This window comes from Methanoculleus chikugoensis (assembly GCF_900095385.1).
In the GTDB taxonomy this organism is placed as follows: Archaea; Halobacteriota; Methanomicrobia; order Methanomicrobiales; family Methanoculleaceae; genus Methanoculleus; species Methanoculleus chikugoensis_A.
Genome location: NZ_FMID01000038.1, coordinates 38,982 through 65,334, shown reverse-complemented (window position 1 = coordinate 65,334; position 26,353 = coordinate 38,982). Strand labels below are relative to the sequence as shown.

Here is a 26,353-nt window from a genome sequence, read left to right as displayed (position 1 = left end):
GCCGCATCGATGCCTACCATACTCTGCTCTTAACCTTTAATTCACTTTTCCCGTCCTGAGGCGGCGGGCTCACCACCCGATCCGCTTCCGGACGGCCGCGGTGTTCCTCTCGAGGTCGGCATACGCCTCCTCTTCCGTCTTGCCGCAGCCGTAGACGCTCACGACGGCGTGCCCCTCCTCGAACTCGGTTCCGGGCCAGGGGATATCGGCGATGCGGGGCGCAAGGTCCGAGAGGTCGGCGTCAAGCCGCATATCCCGCTTGGCAAAGAGGATCCGCCGGACCGCGACCTGCCGCGGGGCGGGCACCGTCGCCGGGATCACCCCGCGGCAGGCGTTCATGTGCATGGCAAAGACACTCTTCTGGATCGCCATCTCGACGGTGTCCAGAGTGGCCTGGAACCGGGGATTGATCTCGATCGCCCAGGTTTTCTCACCCGCGACGAAATCGATCCCGATCGAGCCCACGCACCCACTTGCGGCAGAGATCCGCTCCGCCGCCGCGATCATCTCCCCGCCAAGGGGATGGGAGAACGGGGTGACCGACCCGGCAAACCCGTGCGCGCTCTCCCCCTCGCCCCGGAGGATCTGCCGGTTGACCGCGATTGCCCGCGCACGCCGGCCGTCCGTGACGCAGGAGACGCTCGACGGAATCCCGTCGACGAGGGCCTGCGCGACGTAGGGGACGTCCGGCCAGGCCTCCTCCCACCGCCGGAGTTCCTCCTCCGCTCTCACGACAGCGTTCCTCCATCCCCCCGCTCCCCGGCGCGGCTTGATCATCGCCGGGTAGCGGTCGTCCCCGGCGAGCGGCGGAACCGGAACGTCCAGTTCCTCGAAGAACCGCTGGATCTCCAGTTTGTCGAGGAACCGCTCCACCTTCGCGGGCGGCGTGCCGCAGAGCGGGATCGTCGTCCCGATGGCCTCGGCGCCCGAAGCGACGACCAGCGCGTCGACCGGATGACGGATGGCGAGTTCGGCGATCTTTCCCGGGAGTTCGTCGAGTTCGTCGAACGAGAGGCAGTCTTCCGTGTACCAGCGGAGATCCTGGTCGCAGAAGTGGTCGACGGCGTAGACCGCATAACCTGCCCGGCGGGCCGACTGCGCCACATGCCGCGTGGCGAACCCCGCAACCAGAACCCGCCCCTTCACCGCTCCACCGTCTTCTTGCCTGCTTTTGCCGGCTCGATCCGGATCCTCGCGTCCGGGTACTCCCGGTTGAGTTCCTTCCCCTCGAAGAGGTGGTCGAGGAAGAGGGCGAGGCTCGATATCTCGGAGTGAGGCTGGGTCGTCACCGAGACGTTGTAATCGGCGAGCCCGTAGATGTCGCCCGGCACCTTCTCCGCCCCCACCACGACGAGCACCCGCTCCTCTCCGCGGATCTCGTCGATGACGTCGGTCATCCGGAGCCCGTACATCGTGAGGTGGGCGACCTTGCCGCCGGCGGCCTTCCAGTCCTGGATACACCGTCGCCACTTCACGTCGTTCTCGATGAAGAAGTCTCCTCCCCACCGGTCTGCCACGTCCGTTATGCTCAAAGCGACACCGGGATCGTCTGCGGCGAGGTACATCCCCCGGGCACCGAGCGCCCGCGCCGCGAGCCCGACGTGGGTCGTCACCCGCTGGTCGCGTTCGGGCCGGTGGCCTATCCGGAGCACGGCTACTTCGGGCATCCCGCTCATTCCTCGCTCCTTTTTGCCCGGATAACCCCGTTCTCGATGACGAACGGCAGGTCTTCTCTGGTATGGCGGCACTGGCACTCTATCAGCGATTCCTGGATGGAGAGAAGGCGCACCATCTTCCCCGTCTTTCTGATAAGAAGGTAATGTTCAAGACGCTCGAGCGATGCCGTCACCGCACCGGGCTCAAATCCGGTGTCTGCTACCAGGTCTTCGACCGTAATGTCGCCGGTTTCGGGAATCCGGTGATATACGGCCCAGTCCAGATCTTCCTCACGCACACCTATTCTTTTTTCCGGGGAGACCGATATAGTTATTCATGCACCGTTCCGGCTCTGTCGGCCGCTATCGGCGCAGTTTGCCGGTGCGGGAGATTGGATGTGCAGGTGGGAACCGGGTATGACCGACTATATGGAACTGGCGGAACTTGCCGACAGCCTCTTTGAGGCGAGCGATGACGACGACGAGCTTCTCGCGAAGATGCTGGATACGCTTGACGAAGAGACCCGCGGAGCGCTGCTCTCCTCCGACCTCCTCAACGCGTACCAGGTCTTTTACTACTACTTCCGGGAGACGCCGGACGAACTGACGATGGAGCGGCTGCAGCTCCACGCCGCATCGGACCTCGCACGGGGGCTCGTCATCGACGAGGTCGACCTCTACGAGGTGATCTTTTTGATGGAAGACGGGGAGCCGGTCGTCCTCCTCACCGACGGGGAGAACACGCTCGCACGGTTCAGCGGCACGGAGGCATACGCAGAAATTGCCCGCTACATGGAGGAGTGCCTCTGATACGTCGGGCCGCCTTCGTTTGAGGGCATAGTCTTTTGCGAGGTTTGAAGGTCGTCAATAGACCACATACTTCGCGTCTTCGCGTGAATTGACGGCATAGGGATGATGATGCGGTCTCACGCGAAGGCGCGAAGCCGCGAAGCCGCGAAGATTGTTGATTGTACCCTACCTTCCCTTCGCGTTCTTTGCGTGAGCTGACGGTACATAAAGGTGGGTGCGGCCTCACGCAAATTGAAGCCAGTAGCACTAGACCGGCGATCTCCCGGCTGTGATCAGCCGCTCGTCCACCCTTGCCCGCATGACCGGCGGGAGATCCCCCCATCGGATCACCGCATCGCCGATGACGGCAAGCACGCCCGAGATCTTTGTCCCCGGAAGGTCGTCGAGGACGGAGGTGTCGTCAACCGTGATCCGGTTGCAGATCGCCGTCGCCCATGCGTCCGCGGCGGCGACGTCGGGGGAGATGACCGTCACGGCGTCGGCAATGCCGAAACTGATCGACGGCCCCACCGTCGCCGAAGAGGTGCAGATGCCGAGGATCTCCTCGCTCGGAGGGATCAGGAACGCAAAACGCCCGCTCAACGGTGATGCCCCCGCGTAGATGCCGATCGTCACCTCGCGGTCGCTTACGAGAGCGATGTCGCCCCCGTTGTCGACGAGGCCGAAGGCTGCGCCGGCCTCGACCATCGCCTCCACCCCGGCCCGGGCTATGGCGCCCGCCACCGCCGCCATCGGCCCGACCCCGGCCTCCGCGGCTGCCCGGGCCATGCTCGCCGGTATCTCTGCAGGGTTCTTCGGAGTATACGGTTCGAGTGTGGCCGAAAAATACGGGTCGCCGGCAATCTGCCGCTCGACCTCCTGCCGGGCGGCCAGTATGCCGGATTTCGCCGCCTCGATCTGCCGCGGTTCGTCGGCGAGGATCGTCACGATCGTCTGGCGGAACTCGAAGTGCTCCCGGATCATCCCTGTTGCGAGAGGGCGCCGTGCGGGCACGCCCGGATGCACTTGCCGCAGAGGACGCAGCGTTCGGCGCGCACGGAAAGACCCCACTCCGCATCGAACGAGAAGACCTCCTGGGGACAGATGCTGATGCACGCCCCGCAGTCGACGCACTCCTCCTCGTCGCGGGCAATAGCGTTCTCCATCACACGAACCGAGACTCCGAGATCCTCAAGGCGCCGCCGGATCTGGTCTGCGCTGCTGTCCGGGACGTCGATCAACACCTCGCCGGCCATCGAGTCGATGTTGGCCTTCTCGACGTTGATGAGAACGCCGGTCTCCTTCACCACCCGGGCGATAACCGGTTCTCTTCCCGGGTCGGCTCTTCCTTTCCGGGAGAACGTCAGCAGGAGTTTCATCGCCGCCGCCTCCCGCCGAAGAGTTTCCCGAGATCGATCGCCGATAGGATGCCGACCACCCGGTTCGTCGCGTCCACCACGGGAAGAGCGCTGATGTTGTTCTGCTCAAGTTTCTGGGCGGCGACGTCCACCGGCTCGTCGGGTGTCGTCTTGATCACGTTCCGGGTCATGATGTCCTTCACCTGACGGAGCCTCCCGTCCGTCACCACCGCCTTCGAGACGTCGTAGGTGGTGATGATCCCGACCAGCGTGCCGTTCCCGTCGAGAACCGGGAGATGGTTCGTCTCGTCTTTGAGGAGCCGCTTCGCCGCCACCCGGATCTCCTCGTCCTCCGTGATGCTGATCACCTGCCTGTTCATGATGTCGCGGACGCGGGGGGTGACGGCTGTCTCCCGCATGGGTTTTGCGCGTTTTGCCGGGTCGATCCGGCGGGTGGGAAGCGCAAGTTCCATCTTCCCCCGCTCGATCCAGTCTTTGAGTTCCGTCGCAACCGCCCGTGCCCGCCGGTAACTGGAGAGCGACGACGTCCGGACGGTCTCACCGCCGATCTCGACCGAGCCGCTCTTGAGGTCGGCGTAACTGACCCTCGCAAGCGACGGGCGGTCACGCCGGGGCGTGCCGTAATCGATGATCTCGGTCAGGATATCCTCGTCACGCACCGCGGTGCTCCGGACGATCCCGGTATCGAGCACCGGTATCGGGACGCCGACGCCGACGTACATCGTCACCCCGTAACCGTTCATCACCGCCGCCCGCAGGAACTCCTGGCGCATCTGCTTCATGTCCCCGGTCACCATCAGGGTTCCAAACCCGCCGCCCGCCGAGTGCTGCGTCCCCTCGCCGACGATAATCCCCTCTGCACCCGCAAGGAAGATCGGGACGCCGCTCCCGATGACCCGGAAACCGGGGTCGTTTACGAGCGGGGAGAGAGTCCCTGCCCCGGAGTAGGAGACGTTGCCGCACTGCGGGAGAAGGGTGCCCATGTAGGTGTTGAGTGTCCGGTCGGTGGCGTTCGAGGCTGCGTTGTAACACTGGTAGGAGTTCCTCGGATTGACCATGATCGCCTGGTTCATATCCTCGAGCAGCAGCTCCGTCGTGATGCTCCGGCGCGGGTAGCAGTCGGTCCCGTGGGAGGTTGCCCGCAGTTCGACGGTGCCTCCTGCGACGAGTTCTTCGAGGACGTGGGCGCCGCCGTAGACCTGGTCCCTGGACACGGCCTCCTGGGTTGCGCCCAGGTAGGCGTCGACCGCTGCAATTCCCGCGTAGGCCTCAACGTCGTTGAGCCAGACGCGCTCCATCCGGATGGGGGGGTCGGCGTGCCCGAAGTTGAAGAAGGCACCGGTAGAGCACATTGCCCCGAACGTCCCGGTCGTGACGACGTCGACCTCCGCCAGTGCCCCTTCCTCTCCCAGTTCGTCGACGATGGCCGGCATCTCGTCGGCGGTAACCACTCGTGCACTACCGTCGCGTATCCGGGCATTGATGAGGTCGAGGGACTTTGCCATGAACGTATATTCATTTTGGAATATTTATAGGTGTTGATTATTACTTTAGGTAATATCAGGTCCGGGTATGGACCTTACCGGCAACGGTCAATCGATAACATCCGGGAGATTTACGCTTCTCAAAAAAGAGTGGGGTTCTTTGTGTTTCAGTCCCGCCTGCGCAGCGCGACGAGGAGCCCGAGGACGCCGAGCGCGCCTATCGCGGCGAAGGGCGCCACGCCCGCGTGGGGGGGCTGGGTCGGCACAGGCGAGAGCGAAGCCGAGGCCGAGGCGGTGCTTCCGGCGCCGACCTGAACGGTGGTCGACCAGTCGCCGTAGCCGCCGAGCGCCACCCTGACCGCGTGGGTTCCGGTGGCAATCCCGTCGAGGTTCAGCGGGGTGATACCCTTATAGACGTTGTCGACGTAGACCTCGGCTCCCGAAGGAGAGGAGGTGACCGAGATCGAGCCCGTCGAGGTCGACTGGCCGGGCTGGAGCGTCGCGGTGACGTGGCTCGTGGTCGCCCCGCTGACGATGACCGACGTCGTGTAGTCCTGGTAGCCGGAGAGAGCCACTCTCACCGTGTGGGAGCCGACCGCGACGTTCGAGATCGCGTATACTCCGGCCGAGGGGGTCTTGCCCTGGTACCTGTCGTCGAGGAAGACATCCGCGCCTGCCGGGTAGGAGACCACGTCGATGGCGCCGGTGGTCTCGGAGGGGACGGTCGTCAGGTAGGCGTTGACGTAACTGGTCACGCCGGGGCTCACGGTCACGGTCGACCTCCAGTCGTAGTAGCCGCTATGATCAAGTTCGATATTGTGTTTCTTTGCCGAGACGCTCGTGAGCGTCAGGGGCGTCCGGCCCTTGTAGACGCCGTCCATGTAGACGTACGCACCCGATGGGCTGGAGGTGACCTTGATCGACCCGTACTGCTCGATCGGCGTCAGGGTGAACTGGATGTTCGACTGCTGCCCTGACCTGACCGTGACGGTGGCGTGGTCGGAGTTGTAGCCGGATCGCTCGGCGTCAAGGGAGTAGGTTCCGGGGGAGAGGCTCTGAATCGTGAGCGGCGCTGTGCCCCGGTAGTTTCCGTTCAGGTAGATCGCCGCACCCGAGGGGCTTGACGTGACGTGGATCGAGCCGGTAGTCTCGACCGGCTGCAGTGTCGCGTAGACGTCCACGGTCTGGCCTGCCGCGGGGCCCGAGGGCAGGCTGCCGGAATACGAGTTGTACCCGCTCTTCTCGACACGGTAGGAACTGTAGGGCGCCCCGGTGGTGTAGACCGGGACGTCGAGCGACCCACCGTAGGTGGTACCCTGGTACTGTCCGTCGAAGTAGACGTTGGCACCGTCGACGTTGCAGTGGACGCGGTACCATCCTTCATCTCCTCCCAGTGCGGACACGGCGGGGATGCCGGCGCAGAGAACGAGGAGTATTGCTCCGATAATAAGTGGTCTCAACATGTTCTGTCTCCGAAAGACGATGATCGAATCTCGGTTCTTTTAGAGATAATTATTTCTATTTGATCTATTCCATACCTGCTGCCTTTATCTGATAATGGTCCATTTTCTCTCGAATTATGCTCAAAACTTCCTGGGAAAGAAATTTTATCTCGCGGGGGTGAAGGGGGCGGAGCGGGAAGACCCCGCCCTTCAGGGTGGGGATGAAAGCAGAGCCGCCCTTCCCGTAATACGTTTCGAGACAATACATTTTTCTATCCGCCCATCCAAAAATGCCTTGTCTGCGTTGCGAGAACCAAGCAACCGGAATATACAATCTGCTGTAGGGCCGGGACGGCCCGAACAGGGTAATCAACGCCTGTGGAGATCATGTAAGGCCCTCCGGGGCGGGTTCGATGAAGCAGGAAGCCGCGCCCTTCAGGGCGGGGTAGTTCACTCGATGGGATTTTTCTGGGTGCAGGGTGGCGTCCTCGTTCACCCTTTTATTTTGTGAGTGCCATATGAGGTACCGTATGGATATCGAGAGGTTCATCGCCGCACTGGAGCAGGTTGCTCCGCCCGAACTGGCCGAGGAGTACGATGCCGGGAGGATCGGCCTCGTCGTCGAGGGAAGAGAAGAGATCGGAACCGTCTGTTGTGCGCTCGATGCCACACAGATGGTGGTGGATGCCGCCGCCGGTGCCGGCGCGGATATGCTGGTCGTCCACCATACGCCCCTCTGGAGTCCGGTCACGGCAGTCCGGGGGGCGACGTTGCGCCTGCTCCGGACGCTCCTTGCCGCCGATATGAATCTCTACGTCATGCACACGAACTTCGATCGTGCCGAGGGCGGCGTCAACGACGTCCTCGCGGCCAGGCTCGGTTTCACCGGAGTAGAGCGGATGACCGTCGGGCTCGTCGGCGACTGCTCCCTTGATGCCCGGGAGATCGCCCGCCGCCTCCCGGGCGGCGGGATCCGGGTCTACGGCGAGGTGGGAACGATCCGGCGCCTCGCCGTCGTGGGGGGGAGCGGGTTTGACCCCGGCCTGATCCGGGAGGCCGCCGGTCTCGGGGCGGAAGCATTCCTCTCGGCGGAACTCAAGCACAGCGTAGCCCGTGCTTCGCCCATCCCCTGCCTCGAATCCACTCACTATGCGCTTGAGGCCCCGGCCATGGAGGCTCTCGCATCACGCATGGGGTGGCATTATATCCCTGATCCGCCACACGTAGTGGTAGTTCCATGAGGGGTCTCTGGCAGAAGATGGAGCAGGACCGGGCGCTGACGCCGGAGTTCCGCGCTTGCATCGAGCGCGTCTACGGCGAGCGAGGGAGAAAGGCGCTCGAGGCCGTCGATGCAGGGCAGGTGAAGCGTTACCTCGACTTCTTCGTCGTGGTGGGCCGGAGCAGCGAGTACATCGTCGAGGGGGACTTCTGCACCTGCAGCGACTTCCTCTTCCGGGGGCGCGAATGCTGGCACATCCTTGCGGTGCGTATCGCCGAGAGGACGGGATTATATGAATCCTACGACCTCTGGTATCAGGATACATGGAAAGTATGAATAGGCTGCACAAACAACTATATCGCGCACAATCCAACAGATTTATGCTGCGTGATTTTCAATGCTCGAGGAAGAATATACGCTCGATTATTTCAAGTCAGAGGGGTTTGAGCGGAAGGTCTGCAAGAGTTGCGGGTCGGCCTTCTGGACCCGGGACCCCGAACAGGAGTTCTGCGGCGACGCCCCGTGCGTGACGTATAACTTCATCGGCAATCCGGTCTTCAAACCTCATAACGTCAGCGAGATGCGGGAGGCGTTCCTCTCGTTCTTCGAGCGGCACGGCCATACACGCCTCGAACGATATCCCGTAGCCGCCCGATGGAGAGACGACATCTACCTCACCATCGCATCCATCGCCGATTTTCAGCCGTTCGTCACGAGCGGGGTCGTTCCCCCGCCGGCGAACCCGCTGACCATCTCCCAGCCCTGCATCCGCTTAAACGACCTCGACTCGGTCGGCCGGTCGGGGCGCCACCTGACGCTTTTTGAGATGATGGCGCACCACGCCTTCAACACCCCGGAGGAGCGGATCTACTGGAAGGATGAGACGGTCGCCCTCTGCGACGAGTTCATCAAGTCCATCGGCGGCGATCCCACCCGGGTCAGCTACAAGGAGCACCCCTGGTACGGCGGCGGAAACGCCGGAGCATCAGTCGAGGTGCTCATCGGCGGCCTTGAGGTCGCGACGCTGGTCTTCATGAACCTCGGGCGGCAGAAGACCGACCAGCCGCCCGTCGACGTGAATGGGGTGCCGTACTACCCGATGCGGCTGAACATCGTGGACACTGGTTACGGCCTTGAACGGTTCGTCTGGGCTTCGAAGGGTTCGCCGACGATCTACGACGCGGTCTTCCCGGAGATGGTGAGCCGCCTGATGCGGTCGGCTCATCTCGAGGATCTCCTCGACAACCCGGAGTTCACGAAGATCATGGGGCTCAGCGCCCGGTTCGCCGGGGTGATGGACATCTCCGGGACGAACCTCTACAACCTCCGGAGGAAGGTCGCCGATGCAATCAGCGTGCCGGTCGATCGGCTCGAGCGGATCGTCGTCCCGATCGAGAAGATCTACTCGATCGCCGACCACACCCGTTGCCTCGCCTACATGCTCGGCGACTGCATCGTCCCCTCGAACGTCCGCGAGGGCTACCTCGCACGGCTCGTGCTTCGACGGACGCTCCGGATGATGAACGACCTCTCGATGGACGAGGATCTCGCCGACCTGATCGAAGCACAGATGCAGGTCGTGGGGGCCGAGAACTTCGAGCAGGACGTGGACGCGGTACGGGAGATCGTGGAGAGCGAGGAGGCGAGGTACGCAAGCACGCTCGAGCGCGGGGCCCGGATCGTCCAGAAGATCGCCCGGAACTACAAGGCAAAGAGTTCCCGGGTGCCCCTCGAAGAGGTCATCACCCTCTACGACTCGCACGGCATCCCGCCCGAGATGGTGAAGGAGGTCGCCGCCGCCGAGGGCGCCGTCGTGGAGATCCCCGACAACTTCTACTCGCTGATCGCCGAGACGCACTCGGAGGCGCAGAAGGAGGCGAAGGGAGAAGACCCGCTCGAAGTCTACCGCGAGCGTGCAGCCTCCCTCCCCCCGACGAAGAAACTCTACTACGAGCTGCCGAACGAGATCGAGTTCGAGGCGATGGTGCTGGACTACTTCGACGGGATAGTGGTGCTCGACCAGACGCTCTTCTACCCGGAGGGCGGCGGTCAACCGTCCGATACCGGAACCCTGGTGACATCCGAGAGCATGGTGCGGGTGGAGGAGGTCGTGAAACTCGGCGAGGTGATCCTTCACCGGGTCACGGGCGGCCCCCTGAAGCGCGGCGACCGGGTGAAGGGCATGGTGGACGAGGAACGCCGGTGGTCGCTGATGCGCCATCACTCGGCGACCCACGTCCTCCTCCACGCCGCAAAGGAGGTGCTCGGCGTCCACGTTCATCAGGCGGGCGCCCAGAAGGGAAGCGAGGCGTCCCGCCTGGACATCCGGCACTACAAGCACATCACGCCCGATGAACTCAAGAGGATCGAGATTGAGGCGAACCGGCTGGTCATGGCCGATACGCCGGTCTATGTCCACGTCGAGGAGCGGACGAAGGCCGAGCAGAAGTACGGGTTCGGTCTCTACCAGGGCGGCGTCCCGCCGGGCCGGGAGATCAGGACGGTGCAGGTCGGTGTCGACGTGCAGGCATGTGCGGGAACGCACGTCCGAGCAACCGGTGAGATCGGGCCGATCCGGATCATCGCCGTCGAGCATATCCAGGACGGCGTCGAGCGGCTGGTCTTTGCGGCCGGTATCGCCGCCGTGCATGTCGTGCAGCACCAGGCCGACCTCCTCCAGGAGTCCGCCGACGTGGTGAGCGTCCAGCCCGAGAACCTGCCGCCGACGGTAGCGCGCTTCTTCTCGGAATGGAAGGAACAGAAGAAGGAGATCGAACGTCTCCGCAAGAAAGTGGTGGACCTCGAGATGCAGAATCTCGACGGCGAAGTGGTGGACGGGGTCCGGGTCGTTGTCAGAACGCTCGACGCGACCCATAAAGAACTCGTCGCACTCGCCACGACCGTCGCCGCCGAGGGCGGCGTGGCGCTCTTTGCGTCGGCGGACGGAACCGTGAAGGTGGTGGCGACGTCGGGCGTCCCGGCGGTGAACGCCGTCGAGATCGTGCGGGAGGTCTGCGGCATCCTCGGCGGGAAGGGGGGCGGCAAGCCGAACCTTGCCCAGGGCGCGGGCACGGACGCCTCCCGGCTTGAGGAGGCGCTCGAGTACGGGCGCAACAGAATTATTGAAGCACTCCATGGCGAATGATGTTGTAGTTGTCCAGCCGGGCGATGAACGGGCACAGAAGATCGCCCGGGCGATGGCGAGCCAGACGGCAAACGCGATTATCCAGGCCTTCGGCGGCGGGCCGCTGACGTCGTCGGAGGTCGCCCGGCGGATGAAGATCCCTATAACCACCGCTTCTTACCATATTGAGAACCTTCTCGACGCCGGGCTCCTCGAGGTCATGGAGACCCGCTGGAGCGAGAAGGGACGCGAAGTGAAGGTCTACGGGCTCGCGAACCAGGTTCTCATCATCGCGTCCCCGGCAAGCGATCTCCGGTCGGTGCTGCAGAAGTACGCAACGCTCTTTGGAGTCGTCGTCCTCGCGAGCATCGGGCTCTGGTCACTCCTCCCGGCGGTGCTGCCGCTCGGCGGTTCTACGCCCGTTTCACGGGTGATGTCCGAGAACGGGGATAAATACCCCGGCGGCACCGGAGAGGATGTCTCGACGCTCCAGTCTCCCGTCCCGGCTCTGGACGGCGCCGGGGCGTTGCCGGTCCACGATATCGTAATGGGCTTCTTCTTCGGCGCCTGCGCGGTGCTGCTCGCGTTGCTGGCCTATGAGGTCTACTACTGGTGGCGCACATCCCCGCGCTACCGGGTGGAAGAAGAGCAGGAAGAATAAAAAAAGATCCGGTGAGAGGGTTCTTAAGGGGTCTTTACCGTCGCCCCCTTGCAACTCCTGCTTGTGGTTGTTCTCCGGTCCCTGCTTCTACTTTCGCCCCGCACCTGGGACATCGCGTCTTCTTCGGGTTGATCTCCGCTCCGCAACTGTAGCATTTCGGCATGGCATATCACCACACTGTGCCTGATTGGACCCTGATGCCATAAGGCTATCTCTTGATTATTCCGGCACTAACCCCGGCTGCAGGGAGAAATCGGCCGGAAACGTGGTTGAAATGCGGTTTACGGCGATCTCACGGTGCTCATGCGCTCGCGCGTACGGCGGGCGGATCCCCGGCCGCTTCCGGCACCGGCGGAAAGAGGTACCCCGTTCGCGAAGCGGGCGACGATCCGGGTACCGCGCTCTTCCGTACGATCTGCGTTCCGGACTCTCCTGTTCTCCTGTTATTTTCGACTAATATCTTCAAATATTGAATTTATGGGATTTTTTGTGTCCGACATATATTTGAATATGGATAATAATATATCACCTGCTCGTCAACCATGATCCATGCTCGGTGCCGTCCCAGGTATCGACCCGGAGTTCTTCTCCCTGGTCGTCGTCCCGGTCTTCATCTTTCTCGCACGCATCTGCGACGTCACCATCGGGACGATGCGGATCATCTTCGTCTCCCGCGGGATGAAGGTGGTCGCCCCTATCCTCGGGTTCGTCGAGGTCTTCATCTGGATCATTGCCGTCGGCCAGATCTTTCAGAACCTCACGAACCCCCTCAACTACTTCGCCTACGCGGCCGGGTTCGCCACCGGGAACTACGTCGGGATGCTTGTCGAGGAGCGGCTGGCGATGGGGCTCGCGCTCATCCGGATCATCACCCAGCGCGACGCGACGAACCTTATCGACTACCTCCGCGCCGCAGGCTACGGGGTGACCGTCCTCGACGCCCACGGGAAGCAGGGGCCGGGCAAGGTGATCTTCTCGGTGGTCAAGCGCAAAAACATGCGCGACGTGGAGGACGCCATCCATGAGTTCAACCCCAGGGCGTTCTACTCGATCGAGGACGTCCGGCGGGCGGCGGAGGGGACGTTTCCGGCAACCGTGCCGGGCCCCACACCGTTCTCCTTCGGAAGAGTCATCCGGAGGGGGAAGTAAGCCTTTCGTAGGTTATCGCGGTGCTACAGGACTGTTTCACACCCCCGTTTTCCCATTTTCCCTGAGGGGGCGCTGATCTCTCGCGCGAAGCCGTCAAATCTGGAGATGCCGGCTGTCTCCGTCGCACCCTGCGGGGAAGTCGCCCTTCGCGGCCTCGCGTAAGATAACCGGGATGGGTAACAATACGGCCTCACGCGAAAGACGCGAAGCCGCGAAGGGCGACAGGCCGAAGGGCCGTCGTCCTTCGCATGAAAACTCGATAAGTTTTGAATGAGTGTCCTGGTCCCGGCGGCGTAATCTTATGCAAACCGCCGGATGCCCGCGAGCGGCGGGAGGACAACCGTCTCGCCGTCGACCTCCACCACCGGTTGCAGGGCGCCTGCATCCACGCGGCGGAGGACGGGCGAGAGGAAGTCGCGGCTCTTTGCGTAGTTGATCGTGACGCCCGGAGAGAGCGGGTTATAGGCCGGCAATACGATGAGGTCGTTCCCGCGCACCACGCCCTCGCCGTAGAGGAAGCAGGGGAACCGGGCGAGATCGATCTCGATCGCCGGGTGGTCGTGGCCGATGATGAGCGTCCCGTGGTCGTCGACCGCCTGATCGCCGTGAACCACCGTGTAGCCGCCGCGGTCGTAGCGCTCGACCGTCCCTCCCCGGATCGTCGGCAGCATGACGTCGTGCGATCCCCGGACGAGGACGACCTCGCACTCCGCCCGGAGCGTCGCGAGGATCGTCTCAAATGTCTCCTTCACATCCCGGCTCACCCGATCGAAGGCGTGGAAGATGTCTCCGCCGAGTACGAAGACCCCCGGCTTGAACCGGCCGAGGATCGCCTCGAACCGCTCGAGCAGCGTCTCCTCCTCGTGGAGCGGGAAGTGGAGCCCCTGCCGGTAGAGCGCCTCTGCAAGCCCGATATGGACGTCGGAGACGACGCAGAGGGACTCCTCCCTGACGTAGAGCGCGCCCTTATAAAAACCGAACCGGGATAGGAGTTCGGTCTCCGTGACCGCGTTCATGCCGCCGCCTCGCCGCTGATGCTGCTCATCACCCGGCGCTGGAACTCGCGGAGCATCGAGAGTTTGTCCTGCGCGTAGACCGCGTCGGAGACGCCGAGCGTCGCGATCCCGAACGCGAGCGGGCTCGGGGACGCGGCGCGGGTCAGGACAACCTCGATCTCACCGGCACCGATCCCGTCGACGATCCGCCGGATGTTCTCCGCCTCGAACCTATCCTCGATCACCTCCCGGTAGGTCTCCCGCATCACGGCGAAGCCCGGGAGGCGTTTGGCAAACGAGATCAGCATGTCCGCGCTCACCTGCTGGCGCCGGGCGCTCCTTCGCTTCCCCATGTAGTTACGGAGGATCATGAACGACCGGGCGGCGTTGATCCGGAAGACTCGCTTTAAGAGCTGGGTATCCCCGACGGCCTCTTTGAGGATCTCGTTGCACTCGTCGGCCCGGATGCCCCGGAGGATGCGTGCGGGATCGACCTGCTTCTCGAGCGGGATCGAAACCAGAAACCCGGTGTCGCTGATCCCGACCGAGACGTTCGTCGTCACGTCGCGGGCGATCGTGAAGGCGACGATCCGGGAGAACCCGTCGTTGAACCGCAGCCCGTAGTTGGTCATGAAGTAGTAGAGCCGGCGATGATTCTCTTGATCGACCTGCTCCTCGACGACGATCCGGTTCAACGTCGGGACGGCTTCGTCGCCCATATAAAGCACCTGCTGCTCGAAGATCGCGCAGATGCTCCGGGCGCTGTTCTCGTCGATCGGGTAGTCGGCGAGGAGGTCCTCGACGATCTCATCTGTCCCGGCCGTCTCCATCGCGCGAAGCATCATCTCCTTGAACCGGAGGACGTGCAGGCCGAGATCGAACGAGAGGGGGAGTTTCTCCGAGAACCAGCTCGGGATCGTCGGCCGGTCGGTCGTCGGGTCGACGTAGAGTTTCCCGCCCCGGCGGTAGGCGAACCGGTAGCGCCGCCCGCCGAGGACGAAGACGTCGCCTTTGTTCATCCGTTCCAGGTACTTCTCGTCCAGGTTGCCGGCAAAGACTCCGTCACGGGTGAGGACGTCGCAGGAGAACTCGTCCGGGATCGTCCCGGAGTTGAGGAAGTATATCATCCGAGCGTTCCTCCCCCGCTTTCGCACCGTCCCGGTCTCCTCGTCGTGCCAGATCTTCGCATAGATCCGCCGCTCCTCGAGCCCCGCGTACTCCCCGGCGAGGTAGCGGACGACGCTCATCAGGTCCTCCTCATCGAGATCCCGGTAGCAGTACGACCGGCGGATCACCTCGAGCATCCCATCGATCCGCGCCTCCCCTTCGAGCGCCATCCCGAAGACGTGCTGCGCGAGAACGTCGAGGCAGTTCTCCGGGATGTGGATCCGGTCCACAAACCCGTTCTGCCCCTCCCGGAGCATCACCGCGCACTCGACGAGTTCGTCCCGGTCGAGGACGACGATCCGCCCCTTCACCACCTCGCCGAGGCGGTGGCCGGCCCGCCCGACCCGCTGGAGGAGCGCCGCGACGGACTTCGGGGAGCCCACCTGGAGGACGAGGTCGACGTGCGGCATGTCGACCCCGAGTTCGAGCGACGTCGAGGTCGTCACCACCTTCACCCTCCCGGACTTGAGCCGCTCCTCGACGGAGAGCCTCCCTTCCGTTCCCATCGAGCCGTGGTGGCATCCCGTGTTCTCCGCCGTGTACCATTCGGGGTAACGGACGCGGAGGTTGTAGAGGATCCGTTCGGCGCCGTTCCGGGTGTTCGTGAAGACGAGCGTATTGCTGTGCTCCTGGACGAGACGGTGGATCGTCGAATAGAGGTGCCGCGAGAAGTCTTCGGGAGTGGTGTCGATGAGATCGGGGACCGGACAGAGGAGTTTGAGGTCGAACTCCCGCGCGAACCGGGTGTCGACGACCTCCACCTCGCGCCCGGCGCCGACCAGGAACCGGCCGACTTCCTCAAGGGGCTCGATCGTCGCCGAGCACCCGATCCGGGTAAAACCGCCGCCGGTCTCTTTCACCAGTTCCTCGAGCCGCTCAAGGCTCACCGAGAGGTGCACGCCGCGTTTCGAGCCCGCGAGGGAGTGGATCTCGTCGACGACAACCCACCGGACCGTCCGGAGATTCTCGCGGAACTTCGGGGAGTTCAAGAGGATCCCGAGGGTCTCGGGGGTGATGTTGAGGATGTGCGGGGGTTTTCGCGCCATCTTTGCCTTATCCGCCCGCGAGACGTCCCCGTGCCGGATGGCGTGGCGGAGCGGGGTGTGGTCGATCCCGCGCTCGCGGGCAACCTCGGCGATCCCGTCGAGCGGCTGGCTGAGGTTTTTATGGATGTCGTTTGCAAGCGACTTGAGCGGCGAGACATAAAGGCAGTAGACGCTGTCTTCGAGCGCCCCCGCCCGTGCCCGGACGAAGAGGTCGTCGATGATTGCAAGAAACGCCGAGAGGGTCTTTCCCGACCCGGTCGGCGAACAGATGAGGACGTCCTTCCTCTCGTGGATGAGCGGGACCGCCATCCGCTGCGGCGGGGTGAACCGCCCGTCCAGTCTTCGTATGCACCATTCCCGTACGTTCTCGTCGAGGAGATCGAGGATCTTCTCGTTCGAATGCCTTTCCAGCCGCTTCTCCATCCTGTTACCTCTTGTCGTCCCTTGAGCCCCGCCGTGCGCCCTCCCGCATATGGTTGCGGGGAACGGCAGGCCCGCGTAATCCCTGATCCGCTCCTTATCCGGGAGAATTTACCCGCATCGGCGCAATGGGGCGTCGAAATTGGGGTGTGGTGCTGCAAAAATGAGTTCTGACAGCTGTAATTCTCCTGTTGCGGCCGGAGCGTCGTGCCGAATTTTGTATGTATTTTGCAATCATCCACAATAGCCTTTTGCATCTCCAGAAGCGATCTGCCGTGGTGGATGGATGATATATTGCGGGTTTGTTGCGCCCATATTTGATTTATTGCCCTATTTCGCCGATATCTAATCCGCCGGGCGGCCGGGTGAAAACCGCGATCCCCTCTCTGCGGGATAATGGTTGTTGTCCGAATTTTCGGTAATCATCGTCCCCTCCTGTGCCGGGTCCCGGCAAACCCGGGGGGAAGAGGGCGCCCGCCCCTGTCACGGGGCGTCTGGGATATTCTAATGTATGATCTGGTGAAACCTAATAACGGAATTACGATGACAAATCACCCGGTTAAGAACATGATGCGGTTGATGGCGACCAAGATCAGGACGATTGCGGATGTGATGTCCGACGACGAGATCGATACGCTTCTCACCGAGATCCTGAACGCAAACCGCATCTACACCATGGGCGCCGGGCGCTCCGGGCTTGTAGCGAAATCGTTTGCCATGCGCCTGATGCACCTCGGGCTCTCCGCATTCGTCGTCGGGGAGACCGTGACCCCGGCCATGAAGCCGGGAGACGTCATTATCGTCTTCTCCGGGTCCGGCGCGACCAAGACGGTTGCGGATATCTCGGAGACCGCAAAGGAGATCGGTGGGAGGATCTGCCTCATCACGTCAAAGAAAGACTCGCGGATCGGGCGCATCGCCGACTGCATCGTCATCATCGAGAGTCAGCGGGATAAGGTGGCCGACGAGTCTGCGGAGTTTGAGATCCGGCAGATGATGGGCGAGCACAAGTCGTTCGCGCCGCTCGGCACCATCTTCGAGACGACCGCCATGGTCTTTGCGGACGCGATCATATCGCGGCTGATGGAGATCACCCAGTGCCGGCCCGAAGACCTCCAGTGCCGCCACGCGAACATCGAGTGAGGCAATCATGAACGAACACAGGTATGCCGACCGGGTCAAAAGCGTGGAGATGTCGGGGATCCGCAAGCTCTTCGAAGTCGGAGGCCCGGACGCGATCAACCTCGGCATCGGACAGCCGGACTTCGATACGCCCGATCACATCAAGATGGCCGCGATCGACGCCATCAGGGAGGGGAGAACCGGCTACACCCCGAATGCCGGGATCATTGAACTCCGGGAGGCTATCTGCGAGAAACTCGCGCGCGAGAACAGCCTCGCCTGCCGGCCGGAGCAGATCCTGGTCACGGCGGGCGGAAGCGAGGCGCTCCACCTCGTGATGGAGGCGCTCGTCGACCCGGGCGACCGCGTCCTCTTCACCGACCCGGGTTTCGTCTCCTATGCCGCCCTTGCGACCATTGCCGGCGGAAAGCCCGAGGGCGTCGGGCTCGACGCGACCCTGCACATCGACGTTGAACGGGCGAAGGAGCAGATGGACGGTGCACGGATCTTCGTCCTGAACTCTCCCGCAAACCCGACGGGCGCGGTCGAGAGCGAGGAGTCGATCCGCGCCCTCGTGGAGTATGCAAACGATCGTAAGGTCACCGTCGTCTCCGACGAGGTCTACGAGCACTTCGTCTACGAGAAAGAACACTTCAGCGCAGCCCGGTTCGGCGACGACGTCATCACCGTCAACGCCGCGAGCAAGACCTACGCCATGACCGGGTGGCGGGTCGGCTACCTTGCAGCACCCGAGGACTACATCCCGGAGTTCCTCAAGGTGCACCAGTACGCCCAGGCGTGCGCGACCTCGATCTCGCAGTATGCCGCGCTCGCCGCATACACCGGCGACCAGGAGCCGGTCATGCGGATGCGGAGTGAATACCGCGCCCGACGCGACCTCCTCTACGACGGGCTGACCGGTCTCGGGTTCGATTTCCCCCGGCCGGAAGGTGCGTTCTACATGTTCGTCCCGATGGGGCGAAACCTTATCGAGAAGGCCATCGATGCGGGCGTCATCATTGTGCCGGGCGGGGCATTCGGTTCGAGGGCACCCGAGTACGCGCGCTTCAGCTACGCGACCTCCCGGGAGAACCTCTCCCGCGCGGTCGGGCGTCTCGGGGAACTGATGGGGTGAGAGAAGAATGGTGAAAGAGTTACTCAGGAAGTTATCCGACGCCCACGGCGTCAGCAGCAGTGAAGGAAACATCAGGGATATCGTCAGGGCGGAACTTGCAGGTGTCGTCGACGAGCTCCGCGAGGACACGATGGGGAACCTGATTGCCGTGAAGCGCGGCGACGACTTCTCCGTCATGCTCGCCGCCCACATGGACGAGATCGGCCTGATGGTGCAGTACATCGATGAGAAAGGGTTCATCCGGGTCGTCCCCATCGGGGGATGGTTCGGGCCGGTGCTCTACTGCCAGCGGGTGATCCTGCACGGGAAGAAAGGATCGGTCCCGGGCGTCCTCGGCGCAAAACCCCCGCACGTCATGAAAGAGGAGGAGCGCAAGAAGGAGATCAAGATCGAGAATATGTTCGTCGACGTGGGCGCAACGAGCGAGGAGGAGGTGAAGGGTCTCGGGATCGAGATCGGCACCCCGATCACCATCGACCGCGAGTACACCGAACTTGCCGGCACCCGCGTCACGGGTAAAGCGCTCGATAACCGGGTCGGCGTCGCGATGCTCATCCGGGCGCTGCAGCAGGCGAAGTCGCCCCACACGATCTACGCTGTCTTTACCGTCCAGGAGGAGCTGGGGCTGAAAGGCGCGAAAGTGAGCGCCTACTCGTTAAACCCCGACTGCGCGATCGCGACCGACGTCACCATCCCCGGCGACCACCCCGGGATCGAGAAGAAGGACGCGAGCGTCGAGATGGGCAAAGGGCCGGTTCTTGTCCTCGTCAGCGCGAGCGGCCGCGGGCTCATGGCCGATCCGAGGATGACCGCGTGGCTCCGCGAGACCGCGGAGAAGAACGACATCCCCTGCCAGCTCGAGGTCGGCACCGGCGGCAACACCGACGCGACGATCATCCACCTGGAGCGGGGCGGTATCCCGAGCATTCCGTTCTCGATCCCGGCCCGCTACATCCACTCCCCGGTCGAGGTAGTCGATACCGCCGACATCGAGGCGGGGGTCCGGCTCCTCGTCGAGGCGCTGAAGAGCAGGCCGGCGCTCTGAATAACCCTCTTTTTGGCTCTGCTGAAATGCTTTCCCCAACCTCCGGATAATTCCCGGTTACCATAGGGATCGGTAGTGTGGTCTCACGTGAAGCCGCGAAGTCGCGAAGTCTGGATGGATATTGACAGTTTCCTTCGCGTTCTTCGCGACTTCGCGTGAGTCGAGGGCGTATGGATAATTTGAAGGTTATTCATCCTCTGGGGGAGGATTTCAACAAAGCCTCTTTGAGGACCCGCCTGCAGAAAGTGCTATGCCGTCCCTCGTGCAGTGCGGGGTATGAGCGGCGGATTCCTGCAGGAGATCTTCTTCGGCGACCCTGCCTTTCTGGTGCGGGTTCTGATCGTCGGGGTATGTGCGTATGTGGCCCTTGTGATCATCGTCCGCCTCTCGGGGAAGCGGACGCTCTCGGCGATGAACGCCTTCGACTTCATCGTGAACGTGGCCGTCGGCTCGATCCTTGCCTCGACGATCGTCTCAAGGGACGTCTCGCTTGCAGAGGGGGTGCTCGCCCTCGGCATCCTGGTCGTGCTGCAGTACGCCGTCTCCTGGTCGTCCGTCCGGTCGAAGAGGGTGCAGAAGGCGGTGAAGTCGGAACCCCGCCTCCTCTTCCACGCGGGAGCGTTCCTGCACGACGCGATGCGGCGGGAGCGGATCGCCGAAGGCGAGATCCGGCAGGCGTTGCGGTCGGAAGGGATCGCCTCCCCCGTGAGCGTGCGCTCGATCGTCCTCGAGACGAACGGAAACCTCTCGGTGCTTACGGAGAGCGACGGCATGGGGGTGCTGGTCGATGTGGCAGGGGTCCGGCGGTGACGGATCGGTGAAAACAGGGTGCCCGAGAGATAAGGCCTTACGCCCGGGCACATTTCGGTTCATGGTGCAGTGTTTTTTTTGTGTTCGCAGGCCGTTACCGTCCTGGCCTGTGAACCCGCTGCATCATGTGATGATGTGCCTTCTGGTTGACCCCACTCTCAGGCAAGATCCCCCATAGCGCTGGAAGTATATAATTTTATCTCGGAGCGCGAATACTAGTTGTCCTGTGCCCTATCGTCCAGGCCGGCTTTATCCTCCCTTTAACGATCTCAGTCTTCCACAACGATGACCGCGACCGGGCACGCGTCGGCAGCCTCCAGGGCGCAGTCGGCGAGGTCGTCGGGCACCTCCCCCTCCGCGGGGTTGCCGTCGACCCGGTACTGTTCCGTGACCGAACTCAGGTCGTCGTTCGGATCCTGTTCGAAGACGTCCGGACAGAGCGTCCAGCACGACTCGCAGCTGATGCATCCCGGCCTGTCGATGGTTATTTTCACCACACTCCATACCTCCTCTGGATCTCCGGGAGGGCACTCTTCCCTGTTAAACGTGACGGAAGCGGATGAACCGCATGATCTTCAGGTCGGAGAAAGTATATCATTTTTCGGACCAAATGAAAAAGGAATCATGCAGAATACCGCCTGGATCACTCTGTTCTTTGCCGGGCTCCTGGAGACCGGCTGGGCGCTCGGCCTCAAGTATACCGAAGGGTTCACAAAGGTCTGGCCGTCGGTGGCGACCCTCGCCGTCATGGCCGGGAGCATCTACCTCCTCTCGCGATCGCTCTCGACCCTCCCGCTCGGGACGGCGTATGCCGTCTGGACGGGTATCGGGGCTATCGGGACGGTCATCGCCGGGATCGTGCTCTTCGGCGAGTCAAGGAGCGTCCTCCGCCTCCTCTGTATTCTCCTGATCGTATCGGGGATCGTGGGGCTACGGTTCTGTTCGGATGCGTGAAGGAGGCCCGTGCCGGAGGTGTCCCCTCTATTACACATCCTGGGGTATTCGGGCGCCCATCTCGTCATCCAGTGCATCGAGAAACGCGACGAGGAACGCGTGCCTCTCTTCGGCGATCTTCCGGGCGGTCTCTGTGTACATGCGATCTCTGAGATTGAGCAGTTTGTCGTGAAAGTGACCGGTTGCGTCTGCAATGTCCCGTCCCTGCTCCCCGGATTGCATGAACGTCCTCGCGATCCCGACCGCGCCCATCGCGTCGAGGTTGTCCGCATCCGAGAGCACCCGGGCCTCGAGCGTCCCCGGGGCGATGCCTGAACTGTAGCGGTGCGCACGGATGGCATGGACGATGCCCGGGATGCACTCCTCGGGGTAGCGGACGGAGCGGAGGTAGGACTCCGCCATCCGCGCTCCTTCCTCCTCGTGAGGAACGCCTTTCTCCTCCTCAAGGGGCCGGGCGATATCATGGAAGAGGGCGGCCGGAATGAGGATCGCCATATCCGCTCCCTCCCGGGCACCGATCCGCTCGCAGAGGCGCACGACCCGGAGGGTGTGGTCGAACCCGTGCGCCCCTGACTCCGGGAGCGCTGTCCTGACGTGGTCGAGCATCGCGGCCGTCTCTTCATGCATGGTAGATCTCTATCTTCCGGGATCGAAAAGATTCGCTTTCGGCCGTCCTGTTCCCACCTTCATGCCGCCACCGCCGCAGGTCACGGCCCCGGTGGCCGACCGTTGTCCGTCACCGGTGTCCCACAACACTAATTATGGGTCATATTTTGCGTTTCATGACTCACAAACCATGTTGTGGATCGTAGATGACCCACAAACGTTCCCGGAACTATGGCTTGCGTATATCTGATCGGGTTTTCATATACGCAACCGGGTTTGCAGGTATCAGAATACTTACAGCCGGTCTCCCTCGGTGACGGCGATCAGGCGCGAAAAAACGTAGGTCGTGGCACGCCGTCCCCCGCCCTCGGCGATGACGGTGATGATCTCCTGTTCCCGGAGTTGCTGGAGGAGTCGGTTTGCCGTCTTCTTCGGCATCCCTGTCTGCTCGTAAAACTCGGATGGGATGAAGATCGGCGTTGCGAAGAGCGCGTCTCGCGGGTTCGCTTCGAGTACCGGGCGAGAGCGCGGTTCGCCGACGCTATCCGGGGGATGTGGGTCTCCCAGTCGATGCCGGCCGGGGGCAGCGGCTCCGGGACATAGGTGCAGCCGTCATGCCGCTTCCTCCTCCTCATGGACAGCCTTGAACTCCTTGAGAACAGGGAAACCGGCGATGTGCCGGGGATCCTTCATATAACTATCCGATGGTGCGGAGGAGTATTAACGTTGATTGTTTTCGACTGCGGCGGCTGCTCCGGCGGCCGGCCCGCACGAGGGGGTGCAGAGAGCCCGATGCGACCGCGCTCCCCGGGCGTTGTCAGGGGAAGTGCAGCCATTCCTGCACGATTATTACTATTTCACAACTGATACACAATTAGTAATATTTTTATTTATTAAAGTAATACTTATTTCAGAGGGTCGATGCACCCTCTGAATATTTCGTACAGCATGTATCTATCGCCTCAACCCATGTCCGTCCCGGCGTTCCACTGCACGTCCAATCCAAATCTCCTTTTTCTTTCCCGGAGGCAGTCACGGGACGGCACCCTATTGTCTGGGGTCCAGTGCACGACTGCTTCCGGTTGCACGGCCGGAAAAGATGGGAGTCGTATCCGGGCAGACGGTTGAATGATTGGACAGCGGTGCTTTCCCGCTTTCTTGTATCACGGACAAATCCGGGGCCACGGCAGGAGGCATGCACCTGTCAGGCCCGGGATTGTACGGCGGCCTCTGCCTGTGGCATGCAAGTGTCCGCGGGCACGGGCGGGAAATGCAGAAGGATGGGAGGTTATCTCCCATCAAACCCCCTCAGGTTCTCCTGCAAACCCCACCCCCAGGCCTACGAAGCCTGAGGTGAACGGCACAATCGCATTGCCGAACCCCGACTCCACCAGCATCTCCCGGAACTCTGATACCGTGGTGAACGTAGACATGTGCTTCTCCCGCTGTGCCACCATTCCCCGGATGACGTCGCCGGGAACTCCCTGCCGTTCCATGCCCCGGCACCAGATCTCCCTCTGCATCTGCTCCTCCCGGTCGTCTCCGGCCCGGAAGATGTCCCCGCAGATGAACCGGCCTCCCGGCGAAAGCGCCTGCAAGGCCCGGCGGGCGACCATAACCCGGTCCTCCTTTGAGACGTGGTGGAGGCAGAGGGAGGTGACGATCGCATCGTAGCGATCGGTCGGCCACGCATCCCGCAGATCCTGTGCAAGAAACTCGACCCCGGCAAGATCGGGTTTTGCCGCTGCCGTCTTCAGCATCTCCGGGGAGAGGTCGATCCCGGTTATCTCCGCGTCGGGATACTCCTCCCGAACCATCGCGGTGAGGATCCCGGTCCCGCAGCCAAGTTCAAGAATCCGCCGTGGGTGGGGAGGCAGGTAATCGATGATGGTGGCAAGGAGGAGAGGCTGGCCGGGAACAATGGCCCTGACGAGATGGTCGTAATCCTCTGCATCCATGGCTCCGTGGACCTGGTGCGTTTCGGTCATGCTTCATCAGCCGTCCTGTATGTTTGTTCCAGGTTATCCATAGGTAAAACCTCCTGAATGTGGTGGGAAATAATTGTGTTTCTTTCATACGTAATCAGAATGAACAATTATTAAATATTATCTCTACAGACGATACTCCATGGATGCAGAGACCCACCGCCACTGCAAATACTATAATATCAAAAATGACTTCTCCGTAGCCGACCTTGCCGCGTTCCACGGTCACCTGGGGCCTTATATCGTCCTTGGGTACCGAATCGGAAAGTATGTACGGGGTACCTTCTGCGACGACCCGTTCCGGATGAAGGCCGAGATCCGCTGTGCCGGGGTGCCCCCGCAGTCCTGCCTGGCAGACGGGGTCCAGCTCGGGAGCGGGTGTACGCTTGGAAAGCGAAACATCGAGATCATCCCCTCGGAGACCGTCAGTTGCACCTTTGAAGCCGACGGGAGACGGATCACCGTCACTCCGCACCCGTTCCCCCTCCCCGGGCGGGATATGGACTACGAGGCCGCGATCGAAGCCGTGGCCGAGGAGATGTACTACAGGCGCGACGATGAACTCTTCGACCTCTCCTCGTCCTGAAGGGCCATGACTCCGTCGGACCCTGTCATCAGGCTTGAAAACGTGTACACCGCCTACGAGGGTGCAGACCGCCCCACCCTGACGGACATCTCCCTCTCGATAGGGAAGGGCGAGTTCGTGGTGATAGGTGGTCCGAACGGGGCCGGGAAGACCACGCTGCTCGAGACCATCAACGGGATGCTCGCCATCACCCACGGAAAGGCTATCGTATGCGGGCAAGACGTGCGGGGAGACGGGGTGCAGGTACGGTGCCGGGTCGGCTACCTCCTCCAGAACTTTGCCTTTGATCCGCTCACGCCGTTCACGGTCGAGGAGGTCGTCTTGATGGGATGCTACGGCACGATCGGTCTCTTCCGGAAGCCCCGGACGGAGGATTACGTGGAGGTGAAAAAAGCCCTGCATCTGCTCGGCATCGAGGATCTCGCCACCCGCCCCATCGGGCAGCTCTCCGGCGGGCAGCAGCAGAAGGTGCTCATGGCCCAGAACCTGGCCCGCAATCCAGAGGTCCTCCTTCTGGACGAGCCTTTCTCCAACCTGGATATGTTTGCCCGGGAGGAGATCAACCGCCTTCTCGCCCGTCTGGTCGGGAGCGGGATAACGGTGCTGATCGTATCGCATGCCTTTGACGACCTGCCTGACAGGCCGGTGCGGGTCGTGGTGATGCAGGAGGGGAAGATCGTGGTCAGCCGGGAGTGCCCCCCAAAAGAGGTGGAGCAGGTCGTCCGGAGTGCCGGAAAAGGGGCTTTACATGCTTGAGTTCATCATCCAGAACAACATCGTCTGCCATGCCGTGGAGGCCATGCTCTTCGCCTCCGTCGCCTGCGCCGTCCTCAGCGTGATCATCACCCAGGTGCAGATCTCCTCCATCGGGTTCACCATGGCCCATGCCGCCTTTGCCGGTGCGGCGGTGGGAATGTTCCTCTCCCTCAATCCAACCGTCTGCTCCATCGTGGCCGGCGTCGCCGTCGCCTTCCTCATCGGCCCTCTCTCGGATAAGGCCCGGCTCTCTCCCGATACGTCGCTCGGGCTGCTGTTCGGGATCTGCATGGCCGTGGCCATCTTCTTCATCGCCTACATGCAGACCCTTGGGCAGGGGTTCTCCGCCATGGGTCTCCTCTTCGGGGACGTCATCTCCCTCTACCGCGAAGAGATATACGTCCTCGCGGTCATCTGCGTCGTTGCGATCGCCTTTATCGTTGTCCTCTACAAGGAGATCACCGCGATAATCTTCGACAAGAGGATCGCGGAATCGGTCGGGATTCGGGTGAAACCGGTTTACTACGCGATGCTCTTCGTCATTGCGCTCACCGTCGCCCTCTGCCTCCCCATCATCGGGGGCCTCCTGCTCTACGTCTGGCTGGTCACCCCGGCGGCAATCGCACTCCAGTTTTGTAACCGATTGGCCGCGATGTTTGTGGTCGCCCCGACTGTAGCCGCCGTGATCAGTATATCCGGCGCCCTTGTCGGCCTGGAATATTCCCTCCCCGTCGCTCCCCTGACCGCCGTTCTCTTCTCCGTCGTCTTCATCGCCGCGGTGCTCCTCTCACCCAGGCGACGGGTTACCTTTCGCAAGATTTAAT

Annotated in this window: 28 protein-coding genes; 14 read left to right on the top strand and 14 right to left on the bottom strand. The window is 62.4% G+C overall.

Features of this window, described 5'->3' with window-relative positions; translation table 11 throughout:
• Positions 1-69 precede the first annotated feature (69 nt).
• From L21_RS07870 to L21_RS07860, 3 genes are read right to left on the bottom strand one after another with little or no spacing between them, the layout of a single operon-like run.
• On the bottom strand, positions 70-1,146 hold the full coding sequence (locus L21_RS07870) for an ATP-grasp domain-containing protein (RefSeq protein WP_074369929.1): 1,077 nt from the start codon (positions 1,144-1,146) through the stop codon (positions 70-72).
• On the bottom strand, positions 1,143-1,667 hold the full coding sequence (locus L21_RS07865) for a tRNA (cytidine(56)-2'-O)-methyltransferase (RefSeq protein WP_074369950.1): 525 nt from the start codon (positions 1,665-1,667) through the stop codon (positions 1,143-1,145). Before L21_RS07865 ends, L21_RS07870 begins: the two co-directional genes overlap by 4 nt.
• A gap of 5 nt (positions 1,668-1,672) precedes the next feature.
• On the bottom strand, positions 1,673-1,954 hold the full coding sequence (locus L21_RS07860) for a hypothetical protein (protein ID WP_074369928.1): 282 nt from the start codon (positions 1,952-1,954) through the stop codon (positions 1,673-1,675).
• A gap of 118 nt (positions 1,955-2,072) precedes the next feature.
• Between L21_RS07860 and L21_RS07855 the strand changes: the two genes are divergently transcribed.
• Complete coding sequence (locus L21_RS07855; RefSeq protein WP_074369927.1) at positions 2,073-2,465, top strand: hypothetical protein; 393 nt, start codon at positions 2,073-2,075, stop codon at positions 2,463-2,465.
• A 246-nt stretch (positions 2,466-2,711) separates the two neighbouring features.
• Here L21_RS07855 and L21_RS07850 read toward each other — a convergent pair whose 3' ends face one another.
• The 5 genes from L21_RS07850 to L21_RS07830 all read right to left on the bottom strand — a co-directional run bounded on the left by L21_RS07850 (position 2,712) and on the right by L21_RS07830 (position 7,017).
• The gene (locus L21_RS07850; RefSeq protein ID WP_074369926.1) at positions 2,712-3,428 is read right to left on the bottom strand and encodes a UPF0280 family protein; all 717 of its coding nucleotides are present in this window, start codon (positions 3,426-3,428) and stop codon (positions 2,712-2,714) included.
• Positions 3,425-3,823, bottom strand: coding sequence for a 4Fe-4S binding protein (locus L21_RS07845; protein ID WP_074369925.1), 399 nt, complete (start codon positions 3,821-3,823; stop codon positions 3,425-3,427). Before L21_RS07845 ends, L21_RS07850 begins: the two co-directional genes overlap by 4 nt.
• A complete protein-coding gene (locus L21_RS07840; RefSeq protein ID WP_074369924.1) occupies positions 3,820-5,328 on the bottom strand; it encodes a homocysteine biosynthesis protein in 1,509 nt (502 codons plus the stop codon). The genes L21_RS07845 and L21_RS07840 overlap by 4 nt, the downstream gene beginning before the upstream one ends.
• 146 nt (positions 5,329-5,474) lie before the next feature.
• On the bottom strand, positions 5,475-6,770 hold the full coding sequence (locus tag L21_RS07835) for a PEGA domain-containing protein (protein WP_074369923.1): 1,296 nt from the start codon (positions 6,768-6,770) through the stop codon (positions 5,475-5,477).
• Positions 6,771-6,834: 64 nt separating this feature from the next.
• Positions 6,835-7,017, bottom strand: coding sequence for a hypothetical protein (locus tag L21_RS07830; protein ID WP_074369922.1), 183 nt, complete (start codon positions 7,015-7,017; stop codon positions 6,835-6,837).
• A 262-nt stretch (positions 7,018-7,279) separates the two neighbouring features.
• Here L21_RS07830 and L21_RS07825 point away from each other — a divergent pair, with 262 nt between their 5' ends.
• The 5 genes from L21_RS07825 (at position 7,280) to L21_RS07805 (ending at position 12,902) form a co-directional block, all read left to right on the top strand.
• Positions 7,280-7,990 (top strand): Nif3-like dinuclear metal center hexameric protein, encoded by a 711-nt coding sequence (locus L21_RS07825; protein WP_074369921.1) that lies wholly within the window; start codon positions 7,280-7,282, stop codon positions 7,988-7,990.
• Positions 7,987-8,304, top strand: coding sequence for an SWIM zinc finger family protein (locus tag L21_RS07820; protein ID WP_054847254.1), 318 nt, complete (start codon positions 7,987-7,989; stop codon positions 8,302-8,304). The genes L21_RS07825 and L21_RS07820 overlap by 4 nt, the downstream gene beginning before the upstream one ends.
• Before the next feature lie 61 nt (positions 8,305-8,365).
• Complete coding sequence (alaS, locus tag L21_RS07815) at positions 8,366-11,113, top strand: alanine--tRNA ligase (RefSeq protein WP_074369920.1); 2,748 nt, start codon at positions 8,366-8,368, stop codon at positions 11,111-11,113.
• On the top strand, positions 11,103-11,753 hold the full coding sequence (locus L21_RS07810) for an ArsR/SmtB family transcription factor (protein ID WP_074369919.1): 651 nt from the start codon (positions 11,103-11,105) through the stop codon (positions 11,751-11,753). Before alaS ends, L21_RS07810 begins: the two co-directional genes overlap by 11 nt.
• 549 nt (positions 11,754-12,302) lie before the next feature.
• Positions 12,303-12,902, top strand: coding sequence for a DUF2179 domain-containing protein (locus L21_RS07805; RefSeq protein ID WP_074369918.1), 600 nt, complete (start codon positions 12,303-12,305; stop codon positions 12,900-12,902).
• A gap of 299 nt (positions 12,903-13,201) precedes the next feature.
• Here L21_RS07805 and L21_RS07800 read toward each other — a convergent pair whose 3' ends face one another.
• Together L21_RS07800 and L21_RS07795 are read right to left on the bottom strand one after the other, a co-directional pair.
• On the bottom strand, positions 13,202-13,918 hold the full coding sequence (locus tag L21_RS07800) for a metallophosphoesterase (protein ID WP_074369917.1): 717 nt from the start codon (positions 13,916-13,918) through the stop codon (positions 13,202-13,204).
• Positions 13,915-16,533 (bottom strand): ATP-dependent helicase, encoded by a 2,619-nt coding sequence (locus tag L21_RS07795; protein ID WP_074369916.1) that lies wholly within the window; start codon positions 16,531-16,533, stop codon positions 13,915-13,917. Before L21_RS07795 ends, L21_RS07800 begins: the two co-directional genes overlap by 4 nt.
• A 540-nt stretch (positions 16,534-17,073) precedes the next feature.
• Here L21_RS07795 and hxlB point away from each other — a divergent pair.
• From hxlB to L21_RS07775, 4 genes are all read left to right on the top strand, one after another.
• Positions 17,074-17,673: a 6-phospho-3-hexuloisomerase gene (gene hxlB, locus L21_RS07790; RefSeq protein WP_074369915.1), complete on the top strand. Its 600-nt coding sequence runs from the start codon at positions 17,074-17,076 to the stop codon at positions 17,671-17,673.
• Between the two features lie 7 nt (positions 17,674-17,680).
• Positions 17,681-18,787, top strand: a complete 1,107-nt coding sequence (locus L21_RS07785) for a pyridoxal phosphate-dependent aminotransferase (RefSeq protein ID WP_074369914.1) — start codon at positions 17,681-17,683, stop codon at positions 18,785-18,787.
• A 7-nt stretch (positions 18,788-18,794) separates the two neighbouring features.
• Positions 18,795-19,832 carry a M42 family metallopeptidase gene (locus tag L21_RS07780; RefSeq protein WP_074369913.1) on the top strand — a complete coding sequence of 346 codons (1,038 nt, stop codon included), beginning with the start codon at positions 18,795-18,797 and terminating at the stop codon, positions 19,830-19,832.
• Between the two features lie 276 nt (positions 19,833-20,108).
• Positions 20,109-20,642: a DUF421 domain-containing protein gene (locus L21_RS07775; protein WP_083608867.1), complete on the top strand. Its 534-nt coding sequence runs from the start codon at positions 20,109-20,111 to the stop codon at positions 20,640-20,642.
• 269 nt (positions 20,643-20,911) lie between these two features.
• Here the strand turns inward: L21_RS07775 and L21_RS07770 are convergent, their stop codons facing one another.
• Complete coding sequence (locus tag L21_RS07770; protein ID WP_074369912.1) at positions 20,912-21,139, bottom strand: ferredoxin; 228 nt, start codon at positions 21,137-21,139, stop codon at positions 20,912-20,914.
• Positions 21,140-21,266: 127 nt separating this feature from the next.
• On the opposite strand from L21_RS07770, the gene L21_RS07765 reads away from it, so the two are divergent.
• Positions 21,267-21,596, top strand: a complete 330-nt coding sequence (locus L21_RS07765) for a DMT family transporter (RefSeq protein ID WP_083608865.1) — start codon at positions 21,267-21,269, stop codon at positions 21,594-21,596.
• Positions 21,597-21,626: 30 nt separating this feature from the next.
• On the opposite strand, the gene L21_RS07760 is transcribed toward L21_RS07765, so the two are convergent.
• From L21_RS07760 to L21_RS07755, 3 genes are all read right to left on the bottom strand, one after another.
• Positions 21,627-22,223, bottom strand: coding sequence for an HD domain-containing protein (locus L21_RS07760; RefSeq protein ID WP_074369911.1), 597 nt, complete (start codon positions 22,221-22,223; stop codon positions 21,627-21,629).
• Between the two features lie 273 nt (positions 22,224-22,496).
• Positions 22,497-22,640, bottom strand: coding sequence for a hypothetical protein (locus L21_RS14105; protein WP_178377699.1), 144 nt, complete (start codon positions 22,638-22,640; stop codon positions 22,497-22,499).
• Between the two features lie 860 nt (positions 22,641-23,500).
• Positions 23,501-24,190 (bottom strand): class I SAM-dependent methyltransferase, encoded by a 690-nt coding sequence (locus L21_RS07755; RefSeq protein WP_074369910.1) that lies wholly within the window; start codon positions 24,188-24,190, stop codon positions 23,501-23,503.
• A gap of 139 nt (positions 24,191-24,329) precedes the next feature.
• On the opposite strand from L21_RS07755, the gene L21_RS07750 reads away from it, so the two are divergent.
• Genes L21_RS07750 through L21_RS07740 form a run of 3 tightly spaced genes read left to right on the top strand, consistent with a single transcriptional unit; the run spans position 24,330 to position 26,352 of the window.
• Positions 24,330-24,773: a formylmethanofuran dehydrogenase subunit E family protein gene (locus tag L21_RS07750; RefSeq protein WP_074369909.1), complete on the top strand. Its 444-nt coding sequence runs from the start codon at positions 24,330-24,332 to the stop codon at positions 24,771-24,773.
• A gap of 6 nt (positions 24,774-24,779) precedes the next feature.
• Positions 24,780-25,529, top strand: a complete 750-nt coding sequence (locus L21_RS07745) for a metal ABC transporter ATP-binding protein (protein WP_074369908.1) — start codon at positions 24,780-24,782, stop codon at positions 25,527-25,529.
• A complete protein-coding gene (locus L21_RS07740) occupies positions 25,522-26,352 on the top strand; it encodes a metal ABC transporter permease (RefSeq protein ID WP_074369907.1) in 831 nt (276 codons plus the stop codon). The genes L21_RS07745 and L21_RS07740 overlap by 8 nt, the downstream gene beginning before the upstream one ends.
• Position 26,353 lies beyond the last annotated feature (1 nt).